At 40.6% G+C, this 11,648-nt stretch carries 8 protein-coding genes, 1 tRNA gene and 1 riboswitch; of the genes, 5 read left to right on the top strand and 4 right to left on the bottom strand.

Features of this window, described 5'->3' with window-relative positions; genetic code table 11:
* Together HXT23_RS02545 and HXT23_RS02550 are read left to right on the top strand one after the other, a co-directional pair.
* Entirely contained in the window at positions 1-2,529 is a 2,529-nt protein-coding gene (locus HXT23_RS02545) for a DEAD/DEAH box helicase (RefSeq protein ID WP_422113045.1), read from the top strand.
* Positions 2,530-2,639: 110 nt separating this feature from the next.
* Entirely contained in the window at positions 2,640-4,013 is a 1,374-nt protein-coding gene (locus HXT23_RS02550) for a replication-associated recombination protein A (RefSeq protein ID WP_422113046.1), read from the top strand.
* Positions 4,014-4,087: 74 nt separating this feature from the next.
* Here the strand turns inward: HXT23_RS02550 and HXT23_RS02555 are convergent, their stop codons facing one another.
* The 3 genes from HXT23_RS02555 to HXT23_RS02565 form a co-directional block, all read right to left on the bottom strand.
* Positions 4,088-4,393: a YhbY family RNA-binding protein gene (locus HXT23_RS02555; protein WP_016840177.1), complete on the bottom strand. Its 306-nt coding sequence runs from the start codon at positions 4,391-4,393 to the stop codon at positions 4,088-4,090.
* Positions 4,394-4,657: 264 nt separating this feature from the next.
* Positions 4,658-7,015 carry an energy-coupling factor transporter ATPase gene (locus HXT23_RS02560; protein WP_422113047.1) on the bottom strand — a complete coding sequence of 786 codons (2,358 nt, stop codon included), beginning with the start codon at positions 7,013-7,015 and terminating at the stop codon, positions 4,658-4,660.
* Between the two features lie 58 nt (positions 7,016-7,073).
* Positions 7,074-7,673, bottom strand: a complete 600-nt coding sequence (locus HXT23_RS02565; RefSeq protein WP_422113048.1) for an ECF transporter S component — start codon at positions 7,671-7,673, stop codon at positions 7,074-7,076.
* A 5-nt stretch (positions 7,674-7,678) separates the two neighbouring features.
* A riboswitch (FMN riboswitch) is annotated at positions 7,679-7,830 on the bottom strand.
* Between the two features lie 134 nt (positions 7,831-7,964).
* Between HXT23_RS02565 and HXT23_RS02570 the strand changes: the two genes are divergently transcribed.
* Positions 7,965-8,981: a glycosyltransferase gene (locus HXT23_RS02570; RefSeq protein ID WP_410294342.1), complete on the top strand. Its 1,017-nt coding sequence runs from the start codon at positions 7,965-7,967 to the stop codon at positions 8,979-8,981.
* 116 nt (positions 8,982-9,097) lie between these two features.
* Here the strand turns inward: HXT23_RS02570 and adhP are convergent, their stop codons facing one another.
* A complete protein-coding gene (gene adhP / locus HXT23_RS02575) occupies positions 9,098-10,108 on the bottom strand; it encodes an alcohol dehydrogenase AdhP (protein ID WP_016801426.1) in 1,011 nt (336 codons plus the stop codon).
* Between the two features lie 326 nt (positions 10,109-10,434).
* Between adhP and HXT23_RS02580 the strand changes: the two genes are divergently transcribed.
* Positions 10,435-10,510, top strand: a tRNA-Gly gene (locus HXT23_RS02580).
* A gap of 413 nt (positions 10,511-10,923) precedes the next feature.
* Positions 10,924-11,505 carry a hypothetical protein gene (locus HXT23_RS02585; protein ID WP_004130824.1) on the top strand — a complete coding sequence of 194 codons (582 nt, stop codon included), beginning with the start codon at positions 10,924-10,926 and terminating at the stop codon, positions 11,503-11,505.
* Positions 11,506-11,648 lie beyond the last annotated feature (143 nt).

The following is an 11,648-nucleotide window of genomic DNA, read 5'->3' on the forward strand; positions in this document are numbered from 1 at the left end:
ATGGCTGGATTAGGCGAGTTAGCTCTTGATTTGCATCATGCTAGCGAAGACGAAATTTTTCAAGCATTTGTTGATTGGGTTAAGACCAACAAGCATGTAGATTTGTGGCCGCATCAAGAAGAGTCGGTTATGGATTTGCTTGCAGGAGACCACGTAGTCTTAAACACTCCAACAGGTTCTGGAAAATCGCTAGTAGCGCTCGGCATGCATTTTGCAGCACTTGCCACTGGCAGACTCTCCTACTACACTGCGCCAATCAAAGCACTTGTATCCGAAAAATTCTTCGATTTAGTTGCGATTTTTGGGCGAGACAACGTAGGCATGATTACTGGCGACTCGCATATTAACGCGGATGCTCCAATAATCTGCTGCACTGCAGAAATCTTAGCAAATCAAGCCTTACGCGAAGGCACAAACGCAAAAGTTGATTGCGTTGCAATGGACGAATTCCACTACTATGGAGACCCAGAGCGCGGTTGGGCTTGGCAAGTGCCGCTACTTACTCTTGCAAACACGCAATTTTTGCTTATGAGCGCAACTCTTGGAGACGTGTCAGATATTGCACAGCGCCTAGAAAAATCAACAAATCGTAGTGTTGATATTATTGCTAACGCTCCAAGGCCAATTCCACTAGAATACGAGTACACAGATAAGCCGCTTGCAACAACTGTAGAACTATTATTTAACAAGGGTTTAACGCCAATCTACGTAGTTCATTTTTCGCAAGACGCAGCTCTAGAAACAGCTCAAGCGCTTGCAAGCACGGGGGTTTCTAGCAAAGATCAGCGAGACAAAATTGCGCAAGCAATTAAAGGCACTAAATTTACTACAGGATTCGGCAAAATTTTGCAAAGGCTGCTGCGCACAGGAGTTGGCGTACATCATGCTGGTATGCTTCCGCGCTACCGCAGGCTCGTCGAACAGCTTGCACAACAGGGGTTGCTGCCAGTTATTTGCGGAACAGACACTCTTGGCGTTGGTATTAACGTGCCGATTCACTCTGTTGTGCTTACCGCTCTTACAAAATTTGACGGTAACCGTAGTCGAAAGCTTCGCGCTCGCGAGTTTCACCAAATTGCAGGTCGCGCAGGCAGAATGGGGTTTGATACCGAAGGCTTAGTGGTTAGCGAGGCTCCAGAGTTCGAGATTGAGAATGCGCGCGCTGTTGCAAAAGCTGGAAACGATCCTAAAAAGCTTAAAAAAGTTAAGCGTAAGAAGGCTCCAGAAGGATTTGTTGTTTGGAGTGAGCAAACGTTTACTAAGCTTATTGAAAGCGCTCCCGAAACTTTGAATCCGCACATGGTTGTAACTCACTCAATGATTTTGAACGAAGTTACGCAAGGCGGAGACGCTAGAGCACGCGTTGAAAAACTTATTGAAGATAGTGCGCAAAAGCCGCAAGATAAAGAGAAATTGCTCGAGCGTTGCAACGATATTTTCCGAACTTTGCTTGACACTCAAGTTATTGAATGTAGAGAGCTTTCGGATGGTTCTTGCGATTATGATCTTGATGTTGCTATGCCAGAAGGTTTTGCGCTAGATCAGCCACTTTCGCCGTTCTTGCTTGCTGCTTTGGAACTTCTAGACCCAGAATCTGAAAGTTACGCGCTTGACGTAATTTCTATGGTTGAAGCAACTTTAGATGACCCTAAACCTGTTCTTCGCGCTCAAGAGCGTAAGGCTCGCGACGCTGCAATGGCTGGCATGAAAGATGATGGCATTGATTACGAGGAGCGCATGGAACGCTTGGCGGAAGTTAGCTACCCTAAGCCTCTTGAAGATTTGCTTGAGCCTGCTTTTGCGCAATATCGCAAAGATGTTCCGTGGGCAAACGACTACTGGATTAAGCCTAAATCTGTGCTTCGAGACATGGTTGAAACCGCCTCCGATTTTACTGGCTATATTTCGCGCTATGTCATTGCTAGAAGCGAGGGAACGCTTCTTCGTTACCTTTCAGACGCTTATCGTTCGCTTGCTCGCACTGTGCCAGAAGACATGCTTAACGAAGAATTGCGCGATATTATTTCGTGGCTTCGTCTTGTTGTGCGCTCTATTGATTCAAGTCTTGTTGACGAGTGGGAGAGTGCTGGAGGATCGGACGCTGAAGCTAGTGCTGTAACTATGGCTGCGCCTTCAACTGCTGAGTCTGTTGTTGCGGATCGAAGAGGACTTATTGTGTTGATTAGAAACGCAATGTTCCGCCGCGTGCAACTTATGGATTTGGAAGATGCGGATGTTTTAGGAGAGCTTGACAAAGCTTGGGGTTACGGCGTTCACGAGTGGAATGATGTGCTTGACGACTATTACGATGAACATGAGTATGTTGGGATAGATGCCAAAGCTCGTGGCGGCGACTTGTTTATTTTGGATGATTCTCTAGAAAAAAGTGAGCATTCGTGGAAAGTTCGGCAGATTATTGACGATTCGGACGGAGACCATAATTGGGCTATTACTGGAATTGTTGATTTGGATTCCACACAAGATACAGGCGAAGTTGTGTTCTTTGACTACAGCGTGTCGCACGTTTAGTGTTGTTTTACTTAAGTTTTATTTGCGTTTTGCTTATATTTTACTTATGTTTTATGCAAAATCTAAAATATAGTCGAACGTTTGTTCTATGGATTGAGTATACTTAGATTATGGTTCAGGATTTATTTACAGCAAGTAGTGCGCCTAGCGATGTAACACGTCCATTGGCTGTGCGTATGCGACCGAGCGTTATCGAAGACGTTCTTGGGCAGACTCATGCGCTAAAAGATGGTTCGCCTTTGCGCAGGCTTGCAAATCCTCAATCTAAAGGTTCTCTTACATCTCCAAGTTCTGTTGTGTTGTTTGGGCCTCCAGGTGTTGGTAAAACTACGCTTGCTTATATTGTGGCTCAACAGTCTGGTCGCGTGTTTGAAGAGCTTTCTGCTGTAACTTCTGGAGTCAAAGATGTTAGAGCGGTGCTAGATCGCGCGCATGAGCGTTTAGTTAGTAAAGGTCAAGAAACAGTTCTGTTTATTGACGAAGTTCACCGTTTTTCTAAATCACAGCAAGATGCTTTGCTTCCAAGCGTAGAAAATCGCGATGTAACTTTTATTGGAGCTACTACCGAAAATCCAAGTTTTTCAATCATTAAGCCACTACTTAGTAGATCAGTAGTTGTTAAACTTGAGTCGCTTAGTGTAGAAGATTTGCGCACGCTTATTGAACGCGCAATTTCTAGCGAAAATGGTCTTAATAATCAGCTTAAGATTGATGACGATGCAATAGATTCAATTATTCGTTTAAGTGGGGGAGACGCTCGCAAAACTCTTACGATTTTAGAAGCGGCTGCGGGAGCTGTAACAGGAGATGTTGCGTTGCAACATGGCAAAAAGAAGCCTGTTATTACTGCAGATGTTGTTTCTAACGTAATGGATACTACTACAGTTCGCTACGACAAAGATGGCGACGACCACTACGATGTGATTTCTGCTTTTATTAAGTCAATGCGTGGAAGTGATGTTGACGCTTCTTTGCATTATTTAGCGCGAATGCTTAGAGCTGGGGAAGACCCGCGTTTTATTGCAAGGCGAATTATGATTGCTGCTGCCGAAGAAGTTGGTATGGCGGCTCCGCAAATTTTGCAAGTAACTGTTGCTGCAGCTCAAGCTGTTGCTCTAATTGGCATGCCAGAAGCGCGGATTATTCTTTCGGAAGCTGTGATTGCTGTAGCAACTGCTCCTAAATCAAACGCAAGCTATAATGCGATTAATAAGGCTTTGCAAGATGTTGATGCTGGAAATATTGGTCAAGTGCCTCTTCATTTGCGAAATGCTCCAACTGCTTTAATGAAAAGCTGGGGAAATCACGATGGGTACAAGTATGCTCACGACTACCCAGGAGCTGTGGCTTCTCAACAATATATGCCAGATGAGCTAGTTGGCCGCGAATATTATCACCCAAATAATCGCGGCTACGAGCACGAGATTTCACAACGTTTATCTCAAATTCGCGCCATTCTTCATAAATCCGATGACAATAAATAAAGTCAATAATTAAAAGGCTCCTTAGAATTTTAAGAAGCCTTTTAATGCAGTATTACTATTTTTTTAAGAGAGTTTTAGTCACGAATAAGCATAATGTGGTCAATATCTTCGCGATTTGAAACGCGGAACAGCACAAAGCGGTTGCCAATTACTTGCACAACTTCTGCACCAAGATGCTCTGCAAGTTCTTGTGCAGCTTCTTTAGCACTTAAGCCAGAGCCATCTTGCACAGCACACTTCATAAGCTCGTGCGATTGCATTGTCTCGTCTGCTTGCTTAACAGCAGCATCGCTAATATCATTTTTTCCAACATAAAGCAATGGGCTTAAAGTGTTAGCGAGCGCACGCAATTGCTTAATCTGCTTTTTAGTTAATGCCATTATTTTCCTTCCAAATCGCGTTCAACATGCGTAAAACGCTAAAACGTCAATTTTCAAAACATTAAAACACTAAAACGTCAAAACGCTATATTGTCAAACGCAATTATCAACAACCAACTATCGACCATCTATTTATAACGCTTAAATTTTCAATGCTTATCGGATTATACATTAACCGTAAGAATCTGCGCTCAATGCGCTCAATACGTTCAATACAATAAATCCGCTCAATGCGTTCAATCCGTTCGATTATAAATATTCAGGCTATATAAATATTCCAGCAAAAATTATTCCGCACACAATAGCTAATGTAACGCTTAAAAGCGCAAAGTCTTTTATGCGAATTTTCTCCGTATGTAAGTGCGTGCGCTTTGCTCCAGGAACGTAACATCTAGAATCTAGTGCAAGCCCTAGTGTGTTTGCGTGTCGAATCACGCTTGCAAATCCTGGAACAATAAGAGATGTTATTGCTCGCAATCGCTTTTTTATAGACCCGTCTTTTATGTTTCCACCTCTTGCGATTTGAGCTAAGGCTACAGATTCTGCTTCTTTTGAAAGAGTTGGCAAAAATCGCAAAGCAAGGCTCATAATAAGGGCAATTTCTTGACTTGGCAATCCTACGCTTTTAAGAGGCGAAATAATAGATGCGCATGCTTCAGTCAATCGCGTTTGGCTTATGGTTAGTACAATTATTGACCCGATTAGTATAACAAGCGAAAATCGTGAAGCGAAAAGTATTGCAAACTTTATTCCATCATCTGTTATTAGTAGCGGCCCTATTCTAAAAAGTCCTTTTCCAGAATGCACAACTAGAAGATTAAACATTCCAGAAAATACGAATATTGCAATAAACATGTGCAATGACAACAATAATTTTATAGGAGATATTCTAGCGAGAAATATTAGAGCAAGCGTTGATAGTGCAAGAATTCCTAGTTGATAGAAGTTTGTAATGCTAAACGCGCTAAACATAAGAATTAAGCAAGATATTAGTATTATTCGCGTATTGAATAAGCTTAGCAATGACTTGTTTTTGTTTTCGTTTTTGCTTTCGCTACCATTCTCGTTAGCATTTTCAAGCTTTTCGTCTTGTGCTTGTACTTGTTCTTGTTCTTGCACTCGCTTCTTTTTGCGCGAATCAAGCGTAACTATGCGCGCACCAAGCGATTTTGCTTCATTTAAATCGTGCGTAATAACAATAATTGTTACGCCTTTATTGTGCAAATCGCTTAAAATTTTTAGCACGATTTTTGCATACTCAAAATCTAATCCTGCTGTAGGCTCGTCTAAAACCAAAATTTTTGGATTGCAAGCTAAAATTCCTGCGATTGCTACTAGTCGCTGCTGTCCGCCAGAAAGTTCGAATGGGGATTTCTGCGCTAAGTGTTCAATATGCAATGATTTTAGTGTGTTCAATACTCTGGAATGTAATTCACGTCCTTCTAATCCAAAGTTTTTTGGCCCGTATGCTACATCTTCAAAAACAGTTTGCGCAAAAAGTTGCTGTTCTGGCAATTGCATAACGTAACCAATGTTTTTGCGAATTTCACGCATTTGCGATTTGTTTGTTTTTTCGCTAATTTTTATTCCGTTTACGCAAATAGAGCCAGAATCATATTTAATAAGTGCGCATATTGCTTTTGCGAGCGTTGATTTTCCGCATCCATTTTTTCCCATTATTGCAACGATTTCGCCTGATTTTACGCTTAGAGAATAATCGCATAATATAGGAGTTTGATTTTTGCTATAGCTAAGTCTTAGATTCGATATTTCAATTGCCGTATTTGAACTTTCTACATTTTTCGTCATGCTTTTTGATTCAATAACAGCTGGCGATTTTTCCGTGAAAAATTCATCTAATTCCAATAAACTTACATCACGCAATTTTCCGTTTTCTAGCATTAATATTCGATCCGCATTTTTGCATTCGCTAATCTTATGCGTTACTTGCACGATTGTTGTGCCGCTCGCTTGCAACTTGTCAAAAAGCTTATTCACATCTTCTTTTGCGCAAGAATCAAGCATGCTTGTAGGCTCATCTAATACAAGAAGTTTTGATTTTGTAGCAATCGACGACGCAATAGCAACACGCTGCTGCTGACCTCCACTCATATTGCTCGGATCGCTAAAACGGTGATTTTCCATGTTTACAGCGCGTAAAGCATTGCTTATATTTTGCTTCATAAATTCTTTAGAGGCGCACAAGTTTTCAAGCCCAAAAGCAACATCGTCTTCTACAACTGTTGTAACGATTTGGTCTTCTGGGCTTTGAAACAATGCTCCAATAGATTCTCGTGCTTTTTGGTACGCTTTTGAATCAACATTGTTTGCTTCAAAAACTTTTATTCCGCATAGCGTAACAATTCCAGAATCTGGGGAAGAAAGTCCTGCAATAATTTTAGATAGCGTAGATTTTCCGCTACCATTTTTGCCTATTATTGCAATTCTTTGACCATACGCTATTTCAAGATCTATTCCGTCTAGAATCCAAGTTTTTCCGCCATCATAGCTAAAGCGAACTTTTTGCAAAGAAACAGCATTATCTTTTTTAGCACAATAATCCGTATTGCTTTTTTCGACTTTGCAAGATGTTTTATCTTGAATAACTTTATTGCTTTGCATAATCAGCTTGCTTTTTACTTGATTGACGAATGCTATTTTGGCTAATGCTATTTGTTTACTACTTGTTGTAGTTAAGAAGCTTTGAAACAGGCTTATAAACAAGCATAGTTATTACGCAATGAATCGCAAGCTTAATAGCATTAAACGGTAGCAGAGCTGGAACTATAAGAGCAGCAACTTGCTCAACGCTAATATGAGCATAAAGCGGCGTAATTATAAGATTTCCGACTATTGCAAGAGCAATCGCAACTACAGAGCCAACTACAAGCGAAATAATAGCGCCTTCTTTGGTTCTAATTTTTTTGTAGACGATTGCAGCGCTAACAGAAGCGCCCAGCGAAACCAATATTGCCATTATTGCGCCAAACGGATTAGTGAAGAAGTGCGGAGCAAATCCTAAAACGCTTACGATTACAGCGGCGAATGGCCCGTAGGCAAATCCTGCAATCAAACACACAATTCCAGAAGGATCATATTTAAGGTAGTTTACGTCTGGAATAAGTGGAAATTCTATAAAGCTTACAGCAATAGAGAGCGCAACGAATAGCGCGTATTTAGCAATTTTTTCGCTTGACCAATAGTTTGTGCCAGAGTAAGTTGCGTGATTATTTGCTGTGTTATTACTTGTTTTATGATTATTTTCGCGTGAAATGCTCATTAGAGCCTCCGTTTCTTTCATCCGGACTTTAACCGTTGGCTTCGGATTTTAACCGAATCAGCAGCGCAATGCCGCTCGCGGGCTTCAAGACAATTCACTAATTCAAGAATTACCTCGTTACCGCCAGTAAGGACTTTCACCTTCCCTGAAACTACACTTTATTTTTATCTTATGCTAAGAACATTTATCGCTAAGAATATTTATTGCTAAGTGCTAAGAACATTTAGCGGTTTGATTAACTTTTGACTTGTAACGCTTTTTGATGGCAATGCTAAGTGTAAGATTAAGAGCATGAGTGAAATTACGAATACTTCTGTTAATACTATAGACAAGCTTGCGATTATTGTTGTTACTTATAAGCGCCAGGAGCTTCTTGCAAATTTGTTCAAATCATTTGAGTGTCTGAATCAATGCCCGTGGCGAATTGTTGTTGTAGACAACGAAAGTAGCGAAAAAACGCGCAAAATGGTGGATGATTTAGGCGATATTCTTTCGCGCAGATGGGGCGCTTCTAGCGCGGACGATTCTGGCGATTCAAACCGCGTTGTTTACGCGCCACAAAGTAGCAATCTTGGGGGAGCTGGCGGTTTTAGTGCTGGCGTTAAAAAAGCGTATGAGCTTGGCGCACAATGGTTTTGGGTTATGGACGATGATGTTGAAACTGTTCCAGAATCTATTGAGCGTCTTTGCAAGTGGACTAAAAGCCACGATGTTATTCAAGGAAGTCGTTTAGACTACGACGGTGGTGATTTTTATTGGCAATATAACTTTATTGTTTCTCTTGGAATCCCTAATCCAATCGCTCCAGCAGCATTTGGGCCATCTGGCTACCGCGTTATGAACACAATGTGCTTTGAAGGTGGATTGTTTAAGCGCAATATTGTAGAGAAAATCGGACTTCCAGATTCGCGCTACTTTATTTATTGGGATGACACTACTTATGGCTATCTTGCTAGCAAAGTTACGAATCCGATTGTTGTAAATGACATTATTCTTCGCAGAACTCGTAATATTCCTAATTGGGATATTGCTGGAGTTCGTCAACTAAATTCCACTTCCGACATGAATCGTTATCATATTATGCGAAATCGTGGCTTTATGGCGCGCTACTTTATGATCCACGGTGATTTTAGGCCATTTATGTTTGCTCTTGGAACCGCTTTGACTGCTGCAAAAGAGCTTATTAGGCTTGTTGCTGTAGATCGTGAGCATATTTTAAGTGGCGTTAAAAAGCTTTTTACTGGTTGGATTGCAAGCAGAAAAATTTTGCATGATCCTAATTGGAAGCCAATGCCTCCGTTGAAATAGTGTACAAAAATTAAGTCTTAAAACATCTTAAAGCATCTTAAAACTTCTTAAAACATAATCTAGAAGCCACCTAGCGTTTGCTAAGTGGCTTCTAGATTTTTATTTTATCTCTTTTTTCAGTGGGAGAGGTCAATTACCATTCGACCGCGAATCTTACCGCTGAGCATCTCATCGAAGATGTCGTTAATGTCTTCCATCTTGCGCATATGGCATTTTGGAACAACCTTGCCTTCAGCACCAAACTGGAATGCTTCTTCCAAATCTTTACGAGTTCCAACAAGGGATCCAACCAAGCGGATTCCGTCGAGAACAAGGCGAGGGATGCTGAGTTCCATATCTTCTGGTGGAAGACCAACAGCTGCAACAGTGCCGCCTGCTCGCACAGAGTCAACTGCGCTGTTAAAAGCATCCTTGCTTACGGCGGTTACAACAGCGCCATGAGCGCCGCCTACCTTCTTCATAGCAAATTCAGGAACATTTTCCTTAAGTGGGTTCACGCACAAATCTGCGCCATATTCCTTAGCAAATTCAAGCTGAGCATCGTTAACATCTACTGCGATTACGTGCGCACCAAATACGTTCTTTGCATATTGCAACGCAAGATTACCAAGACCGCCAAGACCGAATAAAATAAGCCATTCGCCTGGATGTACGCCAGATTCCTTAATAGCCTTGTAGGTTGTAACGCCAGCGCAAGTGATGGAGCTTGCAGGAGCTGGATCCAAGCCTTCTGGGACCTTTACTGCGTAGTCTGCTGCGACGATGCACTCTTGAGACATGCCACCATCGGCAGTGTATCCTGCGTTCAAAACGCTACGGCAAAGTGTTTCTCTGCCCGTGGTGCAATATTCGCAATGTCCGCAACCCTTAAAGAACCATGCTACAGATGCACGGTCGCCTGGCTTTAATGTTGTAACACCAGGGCCAACTTCCTTAACAATACCAATGCCTTCGTGGCCAAGAATAACGCCAGTTTTATCGCCAAAATCTTGGTTCTTAACGTGAAGATCTGTGTGGCATACGCCGCAGCATTCCATGTCGAGCAACGCTTCGCCAAATTCCAATGGACGAAGTTCCTTCTCTACAACCTGAGCCTTCTTATCTTTGGTTGCAACAATAGCCTTCATAGAAACCTCCTTGTTCTATGCTTCATTTTAAAAACACTGATTTTTCAGTTTTCTTTTACCTGTTTGGTAAAAGCTATCTTTTATTCTACATTATTTTTACGATTTTTCATGATAAAAATCACATTTTAAGAAAAATTTTTATAAAAATTTATGGCTTAATGATAATAATTATCGTATTCAATATTTTTCTTATCGTTTTCTTATCTTTTTCTTCTGCTCAACACTCCGTAAAATCGCTTGAATACAGCAGAAAATCACTATACATTTTTTATTTTTGATTATAACTTGCATTAAACAATAAATCAGGCTACTATGGCATCTTGTTTGCGGATATAGCTTAGTTGGTAAAGCGCAACCTTGCCAAGGTTGAGACCGCGGGTTCGAGTCCCGCTGTCCGCTCCATTTGATTTCTCAGCAGATATCTCCTAATATCTGCTGAGATTTTTTATTTTCTATCACATGTTTCAGCACGTATGCCAGCTTTGGGGCTATAGGCAGCCAAAAGGGTTATAAGCCAAAAAGTGCGTAAAGCTAAGCTGATGAATATTCTGGAAATAAAATTAGTCAGCTTAGCTTTGGACTATAAAGCAATTCTTTTTTATTCAATGTGTATAACTTTTGTTAGATAATCCTTGATTTTTCGGCGAAAATTCAAGCGTTATGAATGTTTTATCCACATATTAAATTAACTCTTTTATTTTTTGCAATAAGCTGTATGCTTTACTTAAACATTAGAAAATAATGTGAAAACAAAATTAACAAATAAGGAATTAAAAAATAAATGACTTGACAAAATTTTAGGAAAGAAGGAGAGAATGAGAAATTTTTCTAACACTCTGTTATACGCAAACGATGATGATAATGAGACATTTTGGGAGGTTATTAATAGTAACTTCCCAGATCAAGTAGATCCGTCGCGGTTCCAGACTAAAGATAGAAGACCTTTTCCAGTTTATGAAGGTTTAATACCAGTTGGGTCTTCTCGCTCAATGGCAAGTTATCACGTATCATCGTGTTTCAATAATACGCATGGTAAAAAGATGTACCTATATCTTGCAATGCAAATATGCAAAGTAGCGTGCATAGTAGGTGATATTTCTCACGGCAGGCCAATATCGCCAGAGATGAAAAGAGCATTAACAAAAGAGTGTATATACAAACTCGAGAATATGTGGTACTTGATTAATGAATGCTACAAAGATAAGCATAATGAGGCAGAAGTTTCTAAGCTAAGAAGTAATCCAACAATACCGAAGATGATAAACGGAATACTGGTTTCTCCATCACAATTAGAGGCAGTTGTTTTGCTTCATATTGGAGATACAGAATATTGGACATCTTTAACACTTAGATTCATAATGGGAAAATGGGTTTGCACGTTAGCAGATATAGGTTAGGTTTTACCTAATCGTAGTTTGCATAATATGAATTTTAAGTAGTTATTGATTCAATTAAGTATGTACATGCATAAACATGTTGGATTATGTAGCTTATTTGCGTAACGCCCCTAGAATATAATTTGCATTTGCTGTTTTACTCA

The sequence above is a fragment of the Gardnerella sp. DNF00257 genome (genome assembly GCF_049262745.1).
Taxonomy (GTDB): Bacteria; Actinomycetota; Actinomycetes; order Actinomycetales; family Bifidobacteriaceae; genus Bifidobacterium; species Bifidobacterium piotii.